Consider the following 20358-nt stretch of genomic DNA (forward strand, 5'->3'; position numbering starts at 1 on the left):
GCTTTCAGGAAAGCCCCTATAATGTCCGAAGAATTTTACCGCATGAAGCGTCTGCCGCCCTATGTCATCGCCGAAGTGAACGGCATGCGGGCCGCCGCGCGGGCCGCGGGCGAGGACATTATCGACCTGGGCATGGGCAATCCTGACCTGCCGCCGCCCGACCATGTCATCGCGAAACTGATCGAAGTCGCGCAGAAACCAAGCGCGCATGGCTATTCGCAGTCGCGCGGCATTCCGGGCCTTCGCAAGGCGCAGGCGAACTATTATGCCCGCCGTTTCGGCGTGGAGGTCGACCCCGACAAGGAAGTCGTGGTGACCATGGGGTCGAAGGAAGGACTTGCCAGCCTTGCCACCGCGATCACCGAACCGGGCGACGTGGTGCTGGCCCCCAATCCCAGCTATCCGATCCATACGTTCGGCTTCATCATCGCCGGGGCAACTATCCGCTCCGTGCCGACGACGCCGGACGAGAATTATTTCCGGTCGCTCGACCGCGCCATGGCCTTCACCGTGCCGCGCCCGTCGATCCTGGTGGTCAATTATCCGTCCAACCCGACGGCCGAGACGGTGGACCTCGCCTTCTATGAACGGCTGGTCGCGTGGGCCAAGGAGAACAAGGTGTGGATCTTGTCCGACCTTGCCTATTCCGAGCTTTATTATGACGGCAATCCGACGCCCTCCATCCTTCAGGTGCCGGGCGCCAAGGATGTGGCGATCGAATTCACGTCGCTGTCCAAGACCTACTCCATGGCCGGCTGGCGCATGGGTTTTGCCGTGGGCAACCAGAAGCTGATCGCGGCGATGACGCGGGTGAAATCCTATCTGGACTATGGCGCCTTCACACCGATTCAGGCGGCGGCCTGCGCGGCGCTCAACGGGCCGCAGGATATCGTGGAAAAGAACCGCGAACTCTATCACAAGCGCCGCGACGTGCTGGTTGAGAGCTTCGGCCGCGCCGGCTGGGACATTCCGCCGGCTCGCGCCTCCATGTTCTGCTGGGCGCCGCTGCCGCCTGCATTGAAGGATATGGGGTCGCTGGAGTTCTCGAAACAGCTGCTGACCCATGCCAAGGTCGCGGTCGCGCCGGGGGTGGGCTATGGCGAGGATGGCGAAGGCTTCGTCCGCATCGCCATGGTCGAGAATGAGCAGCGGTTGCGGCAGGCCGCCCGCAACATCAAGCAGTATCTCAAGTCCATGGGCGTCAACACGCCATCGACCAAGGGCGCTGCCTGACGTACAGGGCGATGGGCGCTGCGGCTGTTTGGCCGCGCTCCCCGTCATGGCTTTTCAGATGCTGGTGTTCGTGGCCTTCGCTATTGGCGACTGTCCACCGGACACTGCATGCGCTGCTAAAGAGCCATGGGTGCCGGGGCTGTTATTGACGATGCCTCTTTCCGGCATCGCCACTTTCTTCCTTATCCGCTGGTTGGTAGGGAAGAAGAAATGACCATGATCCCCGCCCTTCCCCAGGTTAGCCAGGTCGCGCAGACGATCCAGTTGGCGCTTGCCCCGGTGTTCCTGCTGGCGGGTATCGGCGCGTTCCTGAATGTTTGCGTCAGCCGTCTGTCGCGAATCATCGACCGGGCGCGCGATGTGGAAAAATGGGTGCTGTCGACGCGCGGCAAGGAACATGACCGGATGGTCGGGGAAATCCGCGTGCTCGACCGGCGGATGAGCGTGGTGAACAGCGCCATCTTCTTTTCGGTCGCGTCCGCCTGCGCCGTCTGTCTGGTCGTCATCCTGCTGTTCGCCGGCAACCTGTTCAACGCCCATCTGGGCACGCCGGTCGCCATCCTTTTCAGCCTGGCGATGATATTGCAGGCCGCCGCCTTCGCCACCTTCATCCAGGAAATCAGGCTGGCGTCGCGGATCATCCATATCCGCAACGAAGTGCTGTTCCACAAGGCCGAGGAAGAAGAGTCGGCATGACCCGCTTCACCGTCAACGACCGACCGATCCAGTATCGGATGGACCCGGACACGCCTTTGCTGTGGGCCTTGCGCGATGCGTCGAACCTGACCGGCACCAAATATGGCTGCGGCACCGGCGATTGCGGCGCCTGTACCGTGGATATCGATGGCGAGGCGGTGCGATCCTGTCAGGTGACGATCGGCCATACCGAAGGCCGCTTCGTCACCACGATCGAGGCGCTGTCGCCCGATCGCGGCCATCCGCTGCAACAGGCCTTCGCCGCCGACAATGTGTCGCAATGCGGCTATTGCATCCCCGGCGTCATCATGGCGGCGTCGGTGCTGTTGCGCCGGACCAACGATCCGAGCGACGAAGAGATTGACGGCGCGATCACCAATATCTGCCGTTGCGGCATCTATCCCCGGCTGCGCGGGGCGATCAAGCGGGCCGGGCGGATCATGCGCGGTGAGGATGAGGGCAGTGAAGGCCAGATCGCCGCCGCGCCGCCGCCGGGCATCACGCCGGAAGAGGCCGCGCGGACCGTGCCGGCACTGGGGCGTCCCGGCAAAACACCACCCCCGAAATAGACACCGTTCGCCCTGAGCCCGTTGAAGGACATCTGCCAGAAAGTGCGGGGCTTCGACCAGCGCAGCCCGAACGGCTGTCGGGATAATGGCGCGTCAGCCGAAGCGATAGCCCGAGACGGACCAGCCCAGCACCGAACTGCGATGGGTGCAGGTCGCGCCATCGTCGCCGCCCGCGCCGAGCGCGACCATCAGCGGCAGCAGATGTTCTTCGCGGGGATGGGCGAAGCGGGCCTGCGGCAATTGTTCCCAGGCGGCAACGCGGGCGGCGCGGGCCTGCGGATCGGGATCGGTCACGGCCGCGGTCAGTGCATAATCCCAGGCAGTCGAGGGTCCGATCGCCTGCGGCCCGCGTATCCGCAGATTATGGAAGCTCATGCCGGAGCCGACGATCAGCACGCCTTCATCCCGCAGCGGCGCGAGCGCCCGGCCGGCCGCGATATGCGCCGCCGGGTCCAGATCGTGCCGCAACGACAACTGGACGACGGGAATGTCGGCATCGGGCAGCGCGACCTTCATGGGGATGAAGACGCCATGATCCCAGCCGCGCGCCGCTTCCTCCGCCGTGGCGAAGCCCGCGCCTGCCAGCAGGCCGGCGGCGCGGCGGGCGAGATCTGGCGCGCCCGGCGCATCCCAATGCAATTGATAGGTGTGGGGCGGAAAGCCGTAATAGTCAAAGAGCAGCGAGGGCCGTTCGCCGCTATGGACGGTAAAGGCGGCTTCTTCCCAATGACCAGATATCAGCAGGATGGCGCGGGGCCGTTCGGGCAGATCGGCGATCAGCCCCGCCAGATAATCCTGCATCGGCTGCCACATCGGGTCGCTGTGCGGGTGATCCGGGTCGGACGGGTCCATGAAGAAGCAGGGGCCGCCGCCATGCGGAATGAAAAGGGTAGGCTGGGTCATGCTGAGGTCCGGCAATAGGATGGCGCGGGCTTAACTTCGCACATTTCCCGCATGTTTCGACATTTTGTTACGTGGCTGCGATCCTATCGGAAAGCGGCCTGCACTGCCTGTCATCCCGGACCGACATCATAGCAATATGCCATGATGTAGGACAGGATAGCAGGCATGCAGGATAGATCGGCGCAGGCAGGCGATCCTGCAATCGGCGAGGTGGAAACTGTCCGTTTCCCCTCAAACAGCCCTGTCCGCTTCCCGGTTACGCGCGCAACGGGCAGATCAGGGCTGTGCAGCCTCGATCACCGGTGCGAGGGCCTGGGCCAGGGTGGCGCCGCTATAGGGCTTCTTCACCAGCGTCACATCCTCGAACCGGGCCGGCAGTTCCAGACCATCGCCATAGCCCGTGGCGAAGAGGAAGGGGATGCCGCGTTCGGCCAGCAGGTCGGCAACCGGCAGGCTGGTTTCGGGACCGAGGTTGAAGTCCAGCACGGCCAGGTCGACCGACTGGATCGCCAGCGCCTCGCAGGCGCGACCGACGCTGGCGGCGGTCATCACCTCTGCACCCAGATCACGCAACGCATCCTCGCCATCCATGGCAATAATCATATTATCCTCGACCAGCAGGACATTGCGTCCCTTGAGCAGGCCGGGGACGACCGGCGCGGCGGGCTTACCGCGCTCCGCTCCGGCGGCGTCCGGCAGGACCGAGACGATATGGGCGGAGGGAATGCAGAAATGCGCCTCTATCCCGGCAAGACGATAGCTGATGTCGGCATGACCGCCCAGATCATAGGGGATCGACCGTTCGATCACGGTCGAGCCGAAGCCGCGCCGCGTCGGCGCGACGACCGGCGGGCCGCCGCTTTCGGTCCAGTCGAGCAGCAGGCTGCCATCTTCATCCACCCGCCAGTCGATCGCCACCGTGCCGCCATCCGACAGCGCGCCATATTTGGCGGCGTTGGTCAGCATTTCATGAATGACCAGCGCCAGCACCGTGAAGCAACCGGGTGTCAGCAGGACATTGGGGCCGGACAGGCGCACGCGATCGCTGCGTTCGCCGAGATAAGAGCCCGATTCGACCTCGATCAGGTCATAGAGGCGGGCCGGGCTCCAGCGATCGGCGGTAATCTGGTCATGGGCGCGGGCCAGCGCGTGCACGCGGCTTTCGAGCGTACCGATAAATTCATCCACGGAACGGGCGCTGTCGCGCGTCTGCGACAGGAGGCCGCGAATCAGCGAGAGGATGTTGCGGACGCGGTGGTTGAGTTCCGCGATCAGCAATTCCTGCTTCTCATGCGCCCGTTGCCGTTCCGCATCGGCGGAATCAGACATGCGCAGGATGACTTCCAGCAAGGCGGTGCGCAGCGCTTCGGCCACGCGCAATTCGGCGGCGGTGAAAGGCAGGGCAACGCCCTTCACCAATTCCGACCAGGATTCGAAACTCTTGCGCGGAGTCAGGCGCGGGCCGTTCGGCCCATATTCGATTTCCTTTTCCGGATTGCCCGCCCAGCGCACCGAGCGCAACTGCTCGGCCCGGAACAACACGACATAGTCGCGCGGGCGGCGCGAGAGCGGGATTGCCAGCAGGCCCGAGACGCGGTCGGCATAGGCGGCGGCTTCGGGCATCACCCCCGCCAGATTGTCCGTTGTGTAGACCTGACTGGCGGCGACCCGGTTCAGCATCGACACGATCGCCGAAAAGGCTGGGGCGTCCGGGACAAGGCCCGAAAAGGTCATCTGCCCATCGATGTAGACGCCGACGCCATCGGCGGGGATGGTGTCGAAGATGATGTCGCCCAGCCAGCGCGCATTGGTCAGCAGGTCATGATCCTGCGCCACCGCGGAAAGAAGCCGGTCGGCCACCTGCCGCGCCTTGCCTTCATAAGCGGCGGTTTCGCCGCGCTCACGGCTTTCGAGCATCATCGAGAAAATCTGGCCGAACAGTTCGGCCGCGCTGCGCTGTGCAAAGGTGGGCAGGCGCGGCGCATAATGGTGGCAGGCGAACAGGCCCCATAATTTCCCCTCGACAATGATCGAGATGGAGAGCGAGGCGCCCACGCCCATATTACCGAGATATTCGATGTGGATCGGCGACACTGCGCGCGTGATGCAGAGCGACATGTCGAGCGCCACTCCGGTCGGGTCCAGCGCCGGGACGACCGGCACCGGCGGCGCCTTTACATCCGCGATCACGCGGAAGATGTTGCGCAGATAGAGGGCGCGGGCCTGGGCCGGAATGTCGGACGCGGGATAATGGAGGCCAAAGAAGCTGTCGATGCCAGGCTTCAGGGCTTCCGCGACCACTTCGCCATCGCCTCCGTCGGCGAAGCGATAGACCATGACGCGGTCGAAACCGGTCAGCGCCCGCACCTGCCGCGCGCCGTCACGCAGGAAGGCGGTCATGCTGTCGGTCTGAGCGAGGCGCGCGACCATCGATCGGACGGTGCTGCTCGCCTCCATCTCGTCATGGCTGGCGGGCTCCGCCTCGATCACCACCAGCGGGCCGGAAAAATGGACCGCGACGTCGAAGGACGGCCCACCCGGCATCAGCGCGACGGAAAAGATGCGCTCGACCGAATCGGGTCCGCGCAACAGGGTGATGCGGTTGCGCAGCGTGTGGATCGCCTCCCCATCGAACAGGGTGGCGATCGGCTTGCCCAGCATATCTTCGGGCGTCAGGCCGATAAATTGCGCGCTGTTGGCCGAGACGCGCGACACCAGCCAGTCGGCGGTCAGCGCAATGAGAAAGCCGAAGGGCTGTACCGTGCCCAGCACATGAATCGGTTCGCGATCGCAATTGGTAAGGTCGACCGCGAAGGTCGGGGCCGGATCTTTCAAATCAGCCATGCGCCGACGCCTGTTGCCCCGCATCAGCGAACAGGGCGAAGGCGGCCTGCGCGCCCTGCACGGCGTCGTCCAGCCAGCCTTCGCCGCCTTCCGCAGCAGCGCTGTCGAGCGCGCGCTGGAAGGCTATCCATTCACCCTTGCCATGGGCCGCCGAGAGATAGGCCTTGGGCAGGCCGGCACCGACTTGCCGCGAGAGCATGGCGCCGCCCAGCCGCGATCCTTCCAACGCATAGCGCAGGCCCCAATGAAAGCCATTGGCCGCATTCGCCTCCAGCGGCAAAGCCGGCGGCATGGGCAGATCGAGCGCGGCCAGATCCTGTTCCAGGAGCGGCAGGCGGGGCGCATCAGGGCGGGCCGCTGCTTCGAGGCCCGCCAGTGCACGGGCATGGGCGGTCAGGAAAGCGCGATAGTCGATCGGCGAATCGAGCGCGAAATCGCCGTAGATGGCATCCACCCGGCGATGGCTTCCCATCGTCGCTTCGCGCAGGGCCTGGCGAGTCTGGCCAGCATCGGTCGATTTCTTCACGCATTGATCCTAAAGGCAGTTACACGGCCCTGCACTGATCTGGATCAGCTTTTTCTCGCGCGACCATGGTTTATCGACAATGCGATATGTACGCGCGGACAGTGGGCGTTTCGGCGATCAATGTCTATCGTCTGTCGCCATTTCTTTTGCCCCGATTCTTTCTGCCCGATTCTTTCTGAATGCTGTCTGGCAAGTTCAGCCTCATGACATCGCGCCTGTCGTAGAGAGGGAATCATGAGGGGGCGTAGTGCCCCCGATCCAGGAAAGTCACGACGATGTTGAGGAAGATGATGCTGGCGGGGCTGATGGGTGCGACGCTGCTGAGCGGCATTGCGCCGGCCTATGCCCAGAGCAACATGGAGCAGCGCGGTGAACGCGGTGGCTGGCGCGGTGGCGAGCGGGCGGATGGCCGCCCCGCCCAGTCACGCGGCGATGGCGAGATGCGCGGCCAGCGCATGAACCAGCAGCAGCCGCGCAGCGATGCGCCGACGCAGCGCTGGCAACAGCGCCCGGCCGAACGTCCGGCTACGCCTATGGCGCCGCCGCGCCCGGAAGTGCGGCCGGAGTCGCGCGGTGATCGCAACCAGCCGTCCAATCGCGACCTGAACACAGTGGTGCGCGACCGGCAGCAGCAGATGCAGAACTGGCGCGACCAGCGGCAACAGCAGCAGCGGGATGGGCGCCAGGATGATCGGCGCGACTGGCGTAACGATCGCCGGGATGACCGGCAGGATTGGCGCAATGACCGCCGCGACGATCGGCAGGATTGGCGTAACAATCGTCGGGACGATCGACAGGACTGGCGCGCCGATCGTCGAGACGATCGACAGGATTGGCGCGCCGATCGTCGAGACGATCGGCGGTGGACCGACAATCGCGGCTGGACCGGCAACCGCTGGAACAACAGCGATTGGAATAATGGCCGCCGGTTCGATGATCGCACCCGCTGGGCGAATCAGCGACGCTGGGACAATGGCTGGCGCCAGGATCGGCGCTATGACTGGTACAGCTACCGCAACCGCTATGGCGACCGCTATCGCATGGGCCGCTATTATGCCCCGCGCGGCTGGACTTATGGCTATCGCAGCTTTTCGGTCGGGATCTTCCTGAACAGCCTGCTTTATTCGAACAGCTACTGGCTCGACGATCCCTATAGCTACCGCCTGCCGCCGGCCTACGGCTCGCTGCGCTGGATTCGCTATTATGACGATGCGCTGCTGGTCGATATCCGCGACGGCTATGTGGTCGACGTCATCAATAATTTCTTCTGGTGATGAGCGGTACCGGCCCGCTCCCCCACCCGACCACCCAACGATAGTAGCCTGTGGGTGGTCGGGTGGGGGCGCGGGCCGGTGATGCGCCGTGCGCGTGAGCGCACCCAAAAGACTCCCCCTTCCTGGACTGGCCTTCAGGAACGACTGGCCCCGGCATGGAAACATGCCGGGGTCTTTTCATGCCGGTCCTGTCTGTGGCAGGACGCCGGCATGAGCGAAGGACAAGATGATGGCGGCATCGCGTCGCCGCTGCGCGCCGGGATCGGCGAAGATGTGCGCAAGCGACTGGACCGCAACCCGATGGTGCAGAAGATCGCGGCGCCTGATCTGGAAATTTACGGCCGCCAGCATTTCCTGAGCGCGGAGGAATGCGCCGGGCTGCGCGCGCTGATCGACGCCGACGCCAAGCCGTCGACCCTGTTTTCCGGCAGCGCGAATGCCGATTATCGCACCAGCCATAGCTGCAACCTCAACCCCTGGCAGGAGCTGGTGATGGCGGTCAGCGATCGCATCTGCGCGATGACCGGCCTGCCAGCCCGTCATGGCGAGACATTGCAGGGACAACGCTATGCGCCGGGGCAGGAATATAAGGTCCATTGCGACTATTTCCCGGTCACGGCGAGCTACTGGCCGCAGATGCGGACCAGCGGCGGGCAGCGAACATGGACCGCGATGATCTATCTGTCGCCGGTCGAGGCGGGGGGTGAGACGCATTTTCCGCAATGCGAATTCATGGTGCCGCCGGTCGAAGGCATGATCCTGATCTGGAACAATATGGATCGCGACGGCGCCCCCAACCGCAAGAGCCTGCACGCGGCGCGGCCGGTGGAAAGCGGCACGAAATATGTCGTCACCAAATGGTTTCGCGAACGGCCATGGGGTTGAACGGGCGACCGGTTACACTTTGCGACATAAATGACTGGAATCTGACTGACCCATTCCCGGCACGTTCAGTTGGCGAGGCCCATATCCCTGAATGTAGGCGACGGAACCCGATCCTGACGGACAGGTTCAACCGCCACGGAATATGGGAGACAAGATATGCGTAAGTTCATCATCCTGGGCCTGTTGGCCGCCACCGTCGTCCCCGGGGTTGCATCGGCCCAGTCCTATGGCGAAGCGCGCCGCAGCGAACAGCATCTGCGCGAAGAGAAGCGCGACCTGCGCCAGGCGCAGCGCTATGGCGACCGCCGCGATGTACGCGAAGCGCGCCGCGACGTCCGCGACGCCCGTCAGGAAGCGCGCGAGGATTGGCGTGACTATCGCCGCAGCCACAGGGACGTCTATCGCGGCGGCAACTGGCGCGCGCCCTTCCGCTACGGCCAGTGGAATGCCGGTGCGCAGCTTCGCCCGGCTTACTATAATTCGCGCTATTATATCGCCGACCCCTATCGCTATCGCCTGCCCCGCCCGGGCTACAACCAGCGCTGGGTCCGCCACTATAATGACGTGCTGCTGGTCAATGTACGCACCGGCCGCGTGATTACCGCGCATCGCGCCTTCTTCTGGTAAGGCGCCGGTATCACAGCAGCAAAACGGCCCCGGATGGCGAAATCCGGGGCCGTTATTGCATGTCCCCCCAGCTTGGCCGCGCCGCCCGTTTCCGGGCGCACGCGGCCGATGACGCGCGCCAGGCGCATCACCAGTCCGAAAGGGGGGTGGACCGATGCGCAAACGCCCGGCACGGCATTATGTTCCGTACCGATGTTGATCCAGATCAGGAAGCGAGCGATTCCGCGATCAGCTTGCGGCTGTTTTCCACACCATAGAGCGCAATGAAGCTGCCCATGCGCGGTCCCTGATCGGCGCCCAGCAGCGTCTGGTACAGCGCCTTGAACCAGTCGCGCAGTTCGGCAAAGCCGAACGTCTCATCCTTGCCGATGGCATAGACGATATTCTGGATATCTTCCGCCGTGGCACTGGCCGGCAGCGCAGCGAGTTCATCGTCCAGCTTTCGCAGCGCCGCGGCCTCGTTCGCTTCGGGCGCGCGGCGCTTGAGCGTCGGCGCGACGAAATCGCGGTGATAGGCGAGCGCATGGCCGATCAGCGCGTCGAGTTCCGGATAGGTTTCCGCGCTGGCGCCGGGGACATAATTCTGGAGATAGCCCCAGACCTGTTCGCGGCTGGCATCGCCCATCACGCCGACGAGGTTGAGCAGCAGGCCGAAAGTCACCGGCAGTTCGCCGTCGGGCAGCTTGCCATCATGGATATGATGGACCGGATTGCCCAGTTGTTGCTCGACCGCCTGCTTGGGATAGTTGGTGCGGAACTGCCAATATTCGTCCACCGCGCGCGGGATGACGCCCATGTGCAGCTGCTTCGCCTTTTTCGGCTCGCGATAGGCGTAGAAGGCGAGGCTTTCCTGCGGACCATAGGTCAGCCATTGTTCGAGGCTGAGGCCATTGCCCTTGGATTTGGAGATTTTCTCGCCCTTTTCGTCGAGGAACATCTCGTAATTGAAGCCTTCGGGCGGACGGCCGCCGAGCGCGCGGCAGATCTTGGACGACTGGGTCACCGAATCGATCAGATCCTTGCCCGCCATTTCATAGTCGACGCCCAGCGCATACCAGCGCATCGCCCAGTCGACCTTCCATTGCAGCTTGGCCGCGCCACCCAGGATCGACTGTTCGATCGTCTCACCTTCATCGACGAAGCGGACGATGCCCGCTTCGGCATCGACCACCTCGATCGGCACCTGCAACACGATGCCGCTCTTGGGGCTGATCGGCAGCACGGGCGAATAGGTCGCCGCCCGTTCCTTGCGCAGGGTCGGCAGCATGATGTCCATGATCGCCTGATAGCGACGCAGCACCTGCCGCAGCGCTTCATCGAAGGCACCGGCCTGATAGCGTTCGGTCGCGGAGACGAATTCATAGTCGAAGCCGAAGCTGTCGAGAAATTCGCGCAGCATCGCATTATTGTGATGCGCGAAGCTTTCGAACTTTTCGAACGGATCGGGCACCTGCGTCAGCGGCTTGCCCAGATATTCGGCCAGCATCGCCTGATTGGGGACATTGTCCGGCACCTTGCGGAAACCGTCCAGATCGTCGCTGAACGCGACCAGCCGGGTCGGAATGTCCGACAAGGCATGGAAGGCGTTGCGGACCATGGTGGTACGCAGCACTTCATTGAAGGTGCCGATATGCGGCAGACCCGATGGGCCATAGCCGGTTTCGAACAGGATATGCCCCTTGTCCGGCGCACCATTGGCGTAACGTTTCAGAAGCTTGCGGGCTTCTTCATAGGGCCAGGCCTTGGATGCGGTCGCCGCAGTGCGGAGGATATCGGACATTGTCATGATTCACGCCCCCTAAACCCTGCTAAAGCGAAAGAAAATGCTATTTGGCCGCAAAAGCGTTTTGACAATCGTTCGCAGCTTTAGATTTCATTAACCCTGCGTATCGATAATGGGCCGACAGGAGGCGATATGCAGATACAGCGCAGCCGCGAGCGCATTGCCGTGGACATCCCCATCGTCGTGACGACGGTGCTGGACAGCCTGGAAGGCGTGATCGTGGATCTGAGCGAGGGCGGCGCGCAGGTTGTGGGCTGTACCCTGCCCGCCCGGTCGCAATGCCAGATCGACCTGGACGGCTTCATCGTCTTCGGCACGGTGCGCTGGTCCGAAGAGGATCGCATGGGCATCCGTTTCCCTTATGAACTGAGCGAAGGCCCGTTGTACGAGCGCCTGGAGATGGCCCGCGCCGCCAAGCGCGCGCCAGTCGCTTTCCAGCCACGCGTCCAGCAACAGACGGGGTTTGGTAGCGCCTATGTCGGTGGCGGCGGCTTCGGGCGCCGCACCGGCTGACGCTCTTCCCGGCGTAGAGGCCATATTTCAGGTTTTCCTTTTGTTCCTGCTCGCCTAGATCGGGCAAGTGATTGATCCCGCCACCCTGCCCGCGCTCCACGCCAGCCATGGCGGCATCTGGTTGCGCGAAGGCGACCGCACACAGGCGCTGGCCAAGGGGCAGGCAATCGCGCGCAGCGCCGAAACGCCGGTGCTGCTGCTCAATGCGCCGCTCACCGGGCAGCGACTGGGCTATCCTGAACTGAACGGACTCGACCTGCTGGAACTCTGGGCGTTCCTGCATCCGGCGCGTTTTCTGGTGCCGACGCCCAAGGGGCTGGCGGAGGCGCTCGGCCTGCCTGCGCCTACGAGCGAGGGCGATATTCCCGCGCTGCTGCAACAGGGCGCGGCGATGCTGCTCGGCCGGCTGGAGGCGCCTGACTGGACGGAGCGCGAGGGCGGATGGACCGCCGCGCAGGCGCTGCACCGGCTGCGCTGGCCCTGGTCGCCGCTGGTCGCGCCCCGGATCGCTCGCCCGCGCGAGGCGGAACGCTGGCTCTTTTCCAAATTGCCCGAATGGGAGGAGGCGCAGCCCCGCCCTGCCCCGCGCACGATCAGCCTGAACGAGGATCAGGTGCTGGCCCGGCTGGACGCGCTGACCGGGAAGGGCGCCGAACCGCGCCCCGGCCAGCGCGCCTATGCCGCTGCCGCCAGCATTGCCTTCACCCCGCGCAAGCATCGCGATCAGCCCAATATGCTGCTGGCCGAAGCCGGCACCGGCATCGGCAAGACGTTGGGCTATCTGGCGCCGGCGTCGCTCTGGGCCGGGGAAGCGCAGGGCACGGTTTGGGTTTCGACCTATACAAAGGCGCTGCAACGCCAACTCGACCGCGAATCGCTGCGGCTGTTTCCCGATGCAGCAGTGGCGGCCAAGCGAGTGGTGGTGCGCAAGGGGCGGGAAAATTATCTCTGCCTGCTCAATCTGGAAGATGCGTTGCAGGGCGGCTTTTCGGGGCGCGCGGCGATATTGGCGCAACTGGTCGCGCGGTGGGCGGCCTTCAGCAAGGATGGCGACATGGTGGGCGGCGACCTGCCCGGCTGGTTGCCGACCTTGTTCCGCCGCAACGGCTCCACCGCGCTGACCGACCGGCGCGGTGAGTGCATCTATGCCGGTTGCCCGCATTATCGCAAATGCTTCATCGAGCGGTCGGCACGGGCGTCAGCAGATGCCGATATCGTCATCGCCAATCATGCGCTGGTGATGATCAACGCCGCGCGCGGGCGGGAAACAGGGCAGCGGCCGCAGCGGATCGTCTTCGACGAAGGCCATCATCTGTTCGACGCGGCGGATTCGACCTTCTCCGTCGCTTTGTCGGGACAGGAGGCGATCGAGCTGCGTCGCTGGATCATGGGACCGGAGGGCGGATCGCGCGGACGACGCCGGGGTCTGGCGGCGCGCCTGTCCGACCTGGCCAGCTATGATGAGGACGGCGGTCAGGCGATCCGCGCGGCGATCGACGCGGCGCAGGCGTTGCCCGCCGATGACTGGCTGAAACGCATCGTCGCGGGCGAACCGTTCGGGCCGCTGGAGGCGCTGCTCGCCGCCGTGCGCGGCACCGTTTACACCCGCGCGGAAGCGGCGGGTGAGGCCGATGCCGGCTATGGGCTGGAAACCGAACTGGCCGAACCCGATGGCGCGCTGGTCGAAGCGGCGCAGGAAGCGGCATTGGCGCTCGACGCGCTCATCAAGCCGCTGGTGCGGCTCGCCCGGCGGCTGGAGGCGGTGATCGAGGATGCGCCCGACTGGCTGGACGGTGCGGCGCGGGCGCGGGTCGAGGGGGCGATCGCGTCGCTCGGCTGGCGACGCGACCTGATCGCGGCCTGGCTGGCCTTGCTGGCGCGGATCGGCGGGCCGGCGGACCCGGACTATGTCGACTGGATGACCGTCGACCGGATCGAGGGACGCGAGTTCGATATCGGCATTCACCGGCACTGGCTGGACCCGACCCGGCCGCTGGCGGAGACGGTGCTGAAGCCGGCGCAGGGCGTGCTGTTGACGTCGGCCACGCTGAAGGGCGGGGGCGACTGGGGCAATGCGGAGGCGCGCAGCGGCGCCAGCCATTTGCCGCATGGCGCGGAACGGTTCGAGGCAGCCAGCCCGTTCGACTATCCGGGCCGGGCCGAGGTGCTGATCGTCACCGATATCAAACGGGGCGACATCGCCGCGCTGTCGGGTGCCTATGGCCGGCTGATCGAAGCGGCGGGCGGGGGCACGCTGGGGCTGTTCACCGCGATCCGACGATTGCGAGCGGTCCATGCGCGGATCGCCGACCGGTTGGCGCGGGCGGGCCTGCCGCTTTATGCCCAGCATGTCGATCCGATGGATACCGGCACGCTGGTCGATATCTTCCGCGACGATCCGCGCGCCTCGCTGCTGGGCACCGATGCTTTGCGCGACGGCGTGGACGTGCCGGGGCATTCGCTGCGGCTGGTGGTGATGGAGGGCGTGCCATGGTCCAAGCCCACGGTGCTGCATGCCGCACGCAGGCTGGCAGGCGGGGGCAGCGCCTATGACGACCGGCTGATCCGGGCGCGGCTGGCGCAGGCGTTCGGCCGCCTGATCCGCCGGGCCGAGGACAAGGGCAGTTTCGTCATCCTGTCCGCCGCCATGCCCAGCCGCCTGCTCAGCGCCTTCCCGCCCGGCACGCCGATTCGCCGGCTGACGCTGGACGAGGCGATCATCGCGGTCAGCGTACAGGCGCGCGAACAGGCCCTTGGCGCAGCGCCCGCTTTGGGGCATCAGGGGCGCGAATCCGGCCTACCCCCATCAGGCCCTCCCCAACAGGAGAGACAATGAAAAGGCTGACCCTGTTGCGCCACGCCAAATCGGATTGGGACGATCCGGTCGCGCGTGATTTCGACCGGCCCTTGAATCGCCGGGGGGAAAAGGCCGCCATGCTGATGGGCCAGTTCGCCGCGCAGCGGAAGATGGCGTTCGACCTGCTGGTCGCCTCCCCCGCGGTGCGCGTGGTGCAGACGCTGGAAACCTTCTTTGCCGGCTATGGCGAAACGCTGGACGCGCGCTGGGACCGGCGCATCTATCTGGCGTCCGCACCGACTTTGTTCGATGTCATCCGCGACCTGCCCGACAGCACCAACAGTGCCTTGATGGCCGGGCATAATCCGGGGCTGGAGGAACTGATCCTCGACCTCGTCCCCGATGACGGCGCCAGCCCGCTGCGCGAGGATGTGGAGGTCAAGTTCCCGACCGCCAGCATCGCGGTGCTGGACCTGGCCATCGATCGCTGGGACGACGCGCGGGAGAATATCGCAACCCTGGCCAGCTTCACCCGCCCGCGCGACCTCGACCCTGCGCTGGGGCCGGGATCGCGCTGAATCGGATGGCGGCTTTCAATCCGCCGGCGCGGCTCTGGGTGCGAGGCGCGAACTTTCCAGCAATGGCAACCCGCCTTCGGTCGGCACATAGATGATGCTGGCTTCCTTCGAATCGATCGCCTGAATCTGAAGATAGCGCAGATAGCCGTCAGGCCCGCCCAGACTATCCTGAAGGATGCGGTTGGCCCGCGCGGCACCTTCGGCCCGGACCACTTCCGCATCCGCCAGCATCTTGGCGCTTTCCAGCCGTGCCTTGGCCTCCAGCACCGCGATCTGGCGCGACGACTGCGCCTCGGCCAGCGCAGCGCGACCGGCCTGTTCCTTGCTGTAGACATTATAGCTGGGACACCCCCACAGCACACCCGATAGCGTCAGCACAAAAAGCATGGTGAGGCCCACTACGCCGGTTCCTGTCAGTCGCATCAATATCAATCCCCCGTTTGTAACGCCTATTCTGCAAAGCCGTCCGTCGCGCGGATCAGGGCATCCATGATGCCCGGCTCATTATAGGCGTGGCCGGCGCCCTCGATCATTTCGAAGCGGGCCTGCGGCCAGGCGCGGTGCAGCGCCCAGGCGGTTTCCGCAGGGCAGGCCATGTCGTAGCGGCCCTGCACGATGACGCCGGGAATGGCCGCCAGCTTGCCCGCGTCGCGGATCAGTTGACCGTCCTCCAGCCAGCCGCCATGGGCGAAATAATGATTTTCGATCCGAGCGAAGGCGAGCGCGAAATCGTCCGCATCATGGGTCGCCGATAGCGCCGGATCGGGCAGCAGGCGGATGGTTTCTCCTTCCCACACGCTCCAGGCGCGGGCGGCGGCGACTTGGGCGGCGCGATCATCCCCCGTCAGGCGGCGGCGATAGGCATTGACCAGATCGCCCCGTTCGCTCTCCGGGATCGGCGCGACGAACCGCTCCCACTTGTCGGGATAGATGCGGCTGGCGCCTTCCTGATAATACCAGTCGATCTCGCTTTGCCGGATGGTGAAGATGCCGCGCAGTACCAGTTCGGTCACGCGATCGACATGCGCCTGCGCATAGGCGAGCGCGAGGGTGGAACCCCAGCTGCCGCCGAAGACCAGCCATTGCTCCACGCCCATCATCACGCGCAGCCGTTCGATATCGGCGACCAGATCCCAGGTCGTGCTCGCGTCCAGATTGGCGTGCGGCGTCGACTGGCCGCAGCCGCGCTGGTCGAATAGGAGAACGTCGTAGCGGGCGGAATCGAACAGGCGGCGATGGTCGGGCGAAATGCCGCCGCCCGGCCCGCCATGCAGGAAGACCGCGGGCTTAGCACCGGGCGTGCCGGCCCGTTCCCAATAGATATGGTGGCCGTCGCCGACATCGAGATGGCCGGAGGCATGGGGAGCGATCGGGGGATAGAGCGTGCGCATGGGCACATCCTATAAATCGGCGGCGGCGAAGGGAAGTGTTTGAACGCAAGGCGCGGGATGCCCCGGACGCGCATTGCCGCGATGCTGCACCAATGGACCTGACCGATCTCGACCGCCATGGCGCCGTGCGCCTGCCTGCCCTGCTGTCGCCCGAACAATGCGCCGCCATCGTCGCGCTGTGGGAAGAGCCGGCCGCCTTCCGCAAGGAGGTGGTGATGGCGCGCCATGGTTTTGGCAGCGGACGCTATCGCTATTTCGCCTATCCCCTGCCCGATCCGATCGCGATGCTGCGGGAGCGGCTCTATCCCGCGCTGGCGCGTCATGCGAATGGCTGGGCCGAGCGGCTGGGCACAAGCGACATTTATCCGACCCATCATGCCGATTATCTGGCGCGCTGCGCTCTGGCCGGGCAGGACAAGGCGACGCCTCTGTTGCTGCGATACGAAGCGGGCGACTGGAATGCGCTGCATCAGGATGTCTTTGGCCCGCATATCTTTCCGTTTCAGGCCGCGATCCTGCTGTCCCGGCCGGAGCAGGACTTCACCGGCGGCGCCTTCGTCCTGACCGAGCAGCGGCCGCGCATGCAGTCGCGCGCCGAAGTCGTGCCACTGATGCAGGGGGATGCCGTCATCTTCCCGGTGCGCGATCGGCCAGTCGTGGGCACGCGCGGCGTCCATCGCGTGCAGATGCGGCACGGCGTCAGTCGGCTCCTGTGGGGCGTACGCTACACGTTGGGCATCATTTTCCATGACGCGCCCTGATCCCCGGCCATCCCCCGTTCAGCCGGCATGGTTACATCTTGCGACAAATATCGCTGGTTGTTGCCAGAATTTTGCGACAAGCGCCTGCTAGTCCAGCGGTCATAGCATAGGGTTTTTTGGGGGTTTCTGTGGCGGTTTCCGTGCGTTTTTCTGCGTCCATCATCGGTGTTGCGCTCCTGTCCGGGGTCGCGCCCTCTGCGCTGATGGCGCAGGAGGAGACGAAGGCCGCCCAGGCTGCGCAAACCGCCCCGGTCGATGATGGCGAGGAAATCATCGTCACCGGCCAGCCGCAGCGCGGATCGGTGATCGGCAATGTCCAGCCCGAACAGCAATTGTCCGGCGCGGATGTCCGCGCATTGGGCGTGACCTCCATTTCCGAACTCATCACCGAACTGGCCCCGCAGACCAACGGCACGCCGGTCATCCTGCTGAACGGCAAGCGCATCTCCAGCTTTTCGGAAATTCAGGATATCCCATCGGAGGCCGTGGCGCGGGTCGACATCCTGCCTGAGCAGGTCGCGCTCTCCTATGGCTATGCGCCGACGCAGAAGGTGGTGAACATCGTCCTGCGCCAGCGTTTTCGTGGCGAAACGGCCGAGGGACGCATTCGCACGACGACGCAGGGCGGGGGCGAGAATGGCAAGGTGGAAGTGGGCCTGCTGCGCATCCAGGGCGACAATCGCTTCACGTTGAACCTGCAATATAATCGGGCCGCGCAATTGCTGGAAAGCGAACGCGGCATCATCGCGACGGCGCCGAGCCGCCCCTATGCCCTGGCCGGCAATGTCGTCGGCACCGGTGCGAACGGGGAGATAGACCCGGCCCTGTCGGCGCTGGCCGGTCAAACCGTCACGGTCGCCAACGTCCCGGGCAGCGCCGCGTCCGGCCCACCGAGCCTGAATGATTTCGTCGCGGGCGCCAATGTCGCCAGCCTCAGCGACCTGACCCGTTACCGCACGCTCAGCCCTTCGACCAAGAGCTTCGCCGCCAACGCCACCCTCTCCCGCGCATTGGGCGGCATATCGGCGACGCTGAACGGGCGGCTGGAACTGTCCGACAATGATTCGCTGCAAGGCCTGTCGCAGGCTGCGTTCGACCTGCCGGCGGGCAGTGCCTTCTCCCCCTTCGCTGATGATGTGACGCTTTATCGCTATCTGGCGCAGGGCGGCGCCTTGCAGCAGCAGATCAGGGGTACGACCGGCCATATCGGGCTGACGCTGAACGGGCGGCTTGGTGGCAGCTGGCAATGGTCCTTCACCGGCAATGGCGATCTGTCGATCACCCGCACCCGTACCGATCGTGGCGTATCCACCGATGCGATCCAGGCGGCGCTGGATGCCGGCGACGCCAGCGTCAATCCCTATGGCAGCTTCGCGCCGGACCTGATTGCCACCCGCCTGACCGACCGCGCCCGCGCCAAGAGCCAGGCGGTGCAGGGCGACCTGCTGATCAGCGGCACGCTGTTCGATCTGCCGGCCGGCGGGGTGACCACATCAATCAGCATCGGCGCGTCGGCCAATGGCTTTACCAGCCGCTCCGTCCGATCCGGCGTGGAAAGCGGCAGCGACTATAGCCGGGAAATCGGCAGTGGGCAGATCAGCCTCGACCTGCCGATCACCAGCCGGTCGCGCGGCGTGCTGGGCGCGGTAGGCGACGTCGCGGTCAACCTGAACGCGGCCGCGCAGCATTATTCGGACTTCGGCACGCTGTCGACGCTGGGCTATGGCCTGCGCTGGAAGCCGGTCGACGCAGTGCAGATATTGGCGTCCGCCAATCAGGATCGTGCCGCGCCGACGGGCGCGAACATCACCGACCCGCTGATTTCCACCCCCAACGTGTCGGTGTTCGACTATGCGACCGGGCAGACAGTTTTCGTCACCCAATTGTCGGGCGGCAATGCGGCGCTGCGTGAAAGCGTGCGCGACCAGTTTCGCCTGAGCGCGCGGATTAAGCCGTTCGAAAAGCCCAATCTGACGATGACGGCGACCTATCTCAACAGCCGGACGCGCAACCCGATCGCCGCTTTCCCCACGCCGACGCCAGCGCTGGAGGCGGCCTATCCGCAGCGTTTCCTGCGCGATGCCGACGGCAATTTGTTGCAGATCGATGCGCGGCCGATCAATTTCCTGTCGTCGCAGAGCGAGCAGTTGCGCTGGGGCGTGGACCTGTCGGTCCCGATCAAGTCGCATATCCAGAAGCTGATGGAAGCCTGGCGCGCGTCCGGTGGCAAGCCGGAAGACCGGCCGCCCGAATTGCAGGCGCTGTTCGGCAATCGCCAGCCCCGCGCCGAAGGTGGCCCGCCACAGGGCGAAGGGGGTGGCGATCGGCCGCGTGGCGAGGGCGGCAATGCCGGTGCGGGCGGCCAAGGCGGCGGTCCGCGTGGCGGCGGCTTTGGCGGCCCCGGCGGCTTCCGTGGGCCAGGCGGCGGTCAGGGCGGCGGGCGGATGACGTTCAGCCTCTATCACACCTGGCATCTGACCGAGAGCATCCAGATCGCGCCGGGCGTGCCACAGCTCAACCTGCTGGACGGCGACGCCACCGGATCGTCGGGCGGCCAGCCCCGGCATGAGATCGAGGCGCGGATTGGTTATATGAACAACGGCATCGGCGCGCGGCTGGGCATCGACTGGGAAAGCGGCACCCATGTGGACGGCGCGCTGACCGGCACGGCGGGCGGCGCATCACGGCTGAACTTCGGCAGCCTCGCCACCGCGAACCTGCGCATCTTCGCCAATCTGGGGCAGGTGCAGGGGCTGGAGCGCAAGATTCCCTTCATGCGGGGGGCGCGCATATCGTTCAACGTCGACAATATCTTCAACCAGCGGCGCGAAGTGACCGACGCAACCGGGGCGACGCCGCTGCGTTATCAGCCGGGCTATCTCGACCCGCTGGGCCGCACCGTGTCGATCAGTTTCCGCAAGCTGTTCTTCCCCAATTTCGCGGCCGATCGGCCCCGTAGTTAAATTCGCATTAGGCAC

Annotated in this window: 18 protein-coding genes; 12 read left to right on the forward strand and 6 right to left on the reverse strand. The window is 65.2% G+C overall.

From position 1 onward, the window contains the following. The first annotated feature begins 21 nt into the window (after positions 1–21). Genes ACNHGR_RS12500 through ACNHGR_RS12515 form a run of 4 tightly spaced genes read left to right on the forward strand, consistent with a single transcriptional unit; the run spans position 22 to position 2498 of the window. On the forward strand, positions 22–1233 hold the full coding sequence (locus ACNHGR_RS12500; RefSeq protein WP_184267717.1) for an LL-diaminopimelate aminotransferase: 1212 nt from the start codon (positions 22–24) through the stop codon (positions 1231–1233). A gap of 58 nt (positions 1234–1291) precedes the next feature. Further along, positions 1292–1447 (forward strand): hypothetical protein, encoded by a 156-nt coding sequence (locus ACNHGR_RS12505; protein WP_475286478.1) that lies wholly within the window; start codon positions 1292–1294, stop codon positions 1445–1447. Between the two features lie 2 nt (positions 1448–1449). After that, positions 1450–1929, forward strand: coding sequence for a DUF2721 domain-containing protein (locus ACNHGR_RS12510; protein ID WP_475288412.1), 480 nt, complete (start codon positions 1450–1452; stop codon positions 1927–1929). Beyond that, positions 1926–2498: a (2Fe-2S)-binding protein gene (locus ACNHGR_RS12515; RefSeq protein WP_475286480.1), complete on the forward strand. Its 573-nt coding sequence runs from the start codon at positions 1926–1928 to the stop codon at positions 2496–2498. Before ACNHGR_RS12510 ends, ACNHGR_RS12515 begins: the two co-directional genes overlap by 4 nt. A gap of 93 nt (positions 2499–2591) precedes the next feature. Here ACNHGR_RS12515 and ACNHGR_RS12520 read toward each other — a convergent pair whose 3' ends face one another. From ACNHGR_RS12520 to ACNHGR_RS12530, 3 genes are all read right to left on the reverse strand, one after another. Beyond that, a complete protein-coding gene (locus ACNHGR_RS12520; protein WP_184267721.1) occupies positions 2592–3401 on the reverse strand; it encodes a DODA-type extradiol aromatic ring-opening family dioxygenase in 810 nt (269 codons plus the stop codon). A gap of 276 nt (positions 3402–3677) precedes the next feature. After that, positions 3678–6245 (reverse strand): HWE histidine kinase domain-containing protein, encoded by a 2568-nt coding sequence (locus ACNHGR_RS12525; protein WP_475286482.1) that lies wholly within the window; start codon positions 6243–6245, stop codon positions 3678–3680. Then, positions 6238–6771, reverse strand: a complete 534-nt coding sequence (locus ACNHGR_RS12530) for a biliverdin-producing heme oxygenase (protein ID WP_475286484.1) — start codon at positions 6769–6771, stop codon at positions 6238–6240. Before ACNHGR_RS12530 ends, ACNHGR_RS12525 begins: the two co-directional genes overlap by 8 nt. Before the next feature lie 275 nt (positions 6772–7046). On the opposite strand from ACNHGR_RS12530, the gene ACNHGR_RS12535 reads away from it, so the two are divergent. The 3 genes from ACNHGR_RS12535 to ACNHGR_RS12545 all read left to right on the forward strand — a co-directional run bounded on the left by ACNHGR_RS12535 (position 7047) and on the right by ACNHGR_RS12545 (position 9557). Then, the gene (locus ACNHGR_RS12535) at positions 7047–8045 is read left to right on the forward strand and encodes an RcnB family protein (protein ID WP_475286486.1); all 999 of its coding nucleotides are present in this window, start codon (positions 7047–7049) and stop codon (positions 8043–8045) included. Between the two features lie 210 nt (positions 8046–8255). Then, positions 8256–8930, forward strand: a complete 675-nt coding sequence (locus ACNHGR_RS12540; RefSeq protein WP_184267725.1) for a prolyl hydroxylase family protein — start codon at positions 8256–8258, stop codon at positions 8928–8930. Positions 8931–9086: 156 nt separating this feature from the next. Next, the gene (locus ACNHGR_RS12545; RefSeq protein WP_184267727.1) at positions 9087–9557 is read left to right on the forward strand and encodes an RcnB family protein; all 471 of its coding nucleotides are present in this window, start codon (positions 9087–9089) and stop codon (positions 9555–9557) included. Positions 9558–9762: 205 nt separating this feature from the next. Here the strand turns inward: ACNHGR_RS12545 and ACNHGR_RS12550 are convergent, their stop codons facing one another. Beyond that, complete coding sequence (locus ACNHGR_RS12550) at positions 9763–11343, reverse strand: lysine--tRNA ligase (RefSeq protein ID WP_475286487.1); 1581 nt, start codon at positions 11341–11343, stop codon at positions 9763–9765. A gap of 129 nt (positions 11344–11472) precedes the next feature. On the opposite strand from ACNHGR_RS12550, the gene ACNHGR_RS12555 reads away from it, so the two are divergent. The 3 genes from ACNHGR_RS12555 (at position 11473) to ACNHGR_RS12565 (ending at position 15228) form a co-directional block, all read left to right on the forward strand. Beyond that, entirely contained in the window at positions 11473–11853 is a 381-nt protein-coding gene (locus tag ACNHGR_RS12555; RefSeq protein WP_184267731.1) for a PilZ domain-containing protein, read from the forward strand. Between the two features lie 67 nt (positions 11854–11920). Further along, on the forward strand, positions 11921–14689 hold the full coding sequence (locus ACNHGR_RS12560; protein ID WP_475286489.1) for an ATP-dependent DNA helicase: 2769 nt from the start codon (positions 11921–11923) through the stop codon (positions 14687–14689). Then, complete coding sequence (locus tag ACNHGR_RS12565) at positions 14686–15228, forward strand: SixA phosphatase family protein (RefSeq protein ID WP_475286491.1); 543 nt, start codon at positions 14686–14688, stop codon at positions 15226–15228. The genes ACNHGR_RS12560 and ACNHGR_RS12565 overlap by 4 nt, the downstream gene beginning before the upstream one ends. A 15-nt stretch (positions 15229–15243) precedes the next feature. On the opposite strand, the gene ACNHGR_RS12570 is transcribed toward ACNHGR_RS12565, so the two are convergent. Both ACNHGR_RS12570 and pip read right to left on the reverse strand, forming a co-directional pair. After that, the gene (locus ACNHGR_RS12570; protein WP_184267738.1) at positions 15244–15651 is read right to left on the reverse strand and encodes a membrane protease subunit; all 408 of its coding nucleotides are present in this window, start codon (positions 15649–15651) and stop codon (positions 15244–15246) included. A gap of 26 nt (positions 15652–15677) precedes the next feature. Continuing rightward, complete coding sequence (pip, locus tag ACNHGR_RS12575; protein ID WP_475286493.1) at positions 15678–16619, reverse strand: prolyl aminopeptidase; 942 nt, start codon at positions 16617–16619, stop codon at positions 15678–15680. A 92-nt stretch (positions 16620–16711) separates the two neighbouring features. Between pip and ACNHGR_RS12580 the strand changes: the two genes are divergently transcribed. Beyond that, positions 16712–17380, forward strand: a complete 669-nt coding sequence (locus ACNHGR_RS12580; protein WP_475288413.1) for a 2OG-Fe(II) oxygenase — start codon at positions 16712–16714, stop codon at positions 17378–17380. A gap of 203 nt (positions 17381–17583) precedes the next feature. Further along, positions 17584–20343 carry a TonB-dependent receptor gene (locus ACNHGR_RS12585; RefSeq protein WP_475288415.1) on the forward strand — a complete coding sequence of 920 codons (2760 nt, stop codon included), beginning with the start codon at positions 17584–17586 and terminating at the stop codon, positions 20341–20343. The last annotated feature ends 15 nt before the right edge of the window (positions 20344–20358 follow it).

It is taken from the genome of Sphingobium sp. RS1 (assembly GCF_056156825.1).

What these genes read in the sequence shown, in the direction of transcription:
- ACNHGR_RS12520 (WP_184267721.1), bottom strand. Translation starts at nt 3,401, where the DNA reads ATGACCCAGCCTACCCTTTTCATTCCGCATGGCGGCGGCCCCTGCTTC.
- ACNHGR_RS12580 (WP_475288413.1), top strand. Translation starts at nt 16,712, where the DNA reads ATGGACCTGACCGATCTCGACCGCCATGGCGCCGTGCGCCTGCCTGCC.
- ACNHGR_RS12555 (WP_184267731.1), top strand. Translation starts at nt 11,473, where the DNA reads ATGCAGATACAGCGCAGCCGCGAGCGCATTGCCGTGGACATCCCCATC.
- ACNHGR_RS12540 (WP_184267725.1), top strand. Translation starts at nt 8,256, where the DNA reads ATGAGCGAAGGACAAGATGATGGCGGCATCGCGTCGCCGCTGCGCGCC.
- ACNHGR_RS12550 (WP_475286487.1), bottom strand. Translation starts at nt 11,343, where the DNA reads ATGACAATGTCCGATATCCTCCGCACTGCGGCGACCGCATCCAAGGCC.
- ACNHGR_RS12505 (WP_475286478.1), top strand. Translation starts at nt 1,292, where the DNA reads ATGCTGGTGTTCGTGGCCTTCGCTATTGGCGACTGTCCACCGGACACT.
- ACNHGR_RS12515 (WP_475286480.1), top strand. Translation starts at nt 1,926, where the DNA reads ATGACCCGCTTCACCGTCAACGACCGACCGATCCAGTATCGGATGGAC.
- ACNHGR_RS12570 (WP_184267738.1), bottom strand. Translation starts at nt 15,651, where the DNA reads ATGCGACTGACAGGAACCGGCGTAGTGGGCCTCACCATGCTTTTTGTG.
- ACNHGR_RS12510 (WP_475288412.1), top strand. Translation starts at nt 1,450, where the DNA reads ATGATCCCCGCCCTTCCCCAGGTTAGCCAGGTCGCGCAGACGATCCAG.
- ACNHGR_RS12545 (WP_184267727.1), top strand. Translation starts at nt 9,087, where the DNA reads ATGCGTAAGTTCATCATCCTGGGCCTGTTGGCCGCCACCGTCGTCCCC.
- ACNHGR_RS12525 (WP_475286482.1), bottom strand. Translation starts at nt 6,245, where the DNA reads ATGGCTGATTTGAAAGATCCGGCCCCGACCTTCGCGGTCGACCTTACC.
- ACNHGR_RS12585 (WP_475288415.1), top strand. Translation starts at nt 17,584, where the DNA reads ATGGCGCAGGAGGAGACGAAGGCCGCCCAGGCTGCGCAAACCGCCCCG.
- ACNHGR_RS12500 (WP_184267717.1), top strand. Translation starts at nt 22, where the DNA reads ATGTCCGAAGAATTTTACCGCATGAAGCGTCTGCCGCCCTATGTCATC.
- ACNHGR_RS12535 (WP_475286486.1), top strand. Translation starts at nt 7,047, where the DNA reads ATGTTGAGGAAGATGATGCTGGCGGGGCTGATGGGTGCGACGCTGCTG.
- ACNHGR_RS12565 (WP_475286491.1), top strand. Translation starts at nt 14,686, where the DNA reads ATGAAAAGGCTGACCCTGTTGCGCCACGCCAAATCGGATTGGGACGAT.
- pip (WP_475286493.1), bottom strand. Translation starts at nt 16,619, where the DNA reads ATGCGCACGCTCTATCCCCCGATCGCTCCCCATGCCTCCGGCCATCTC.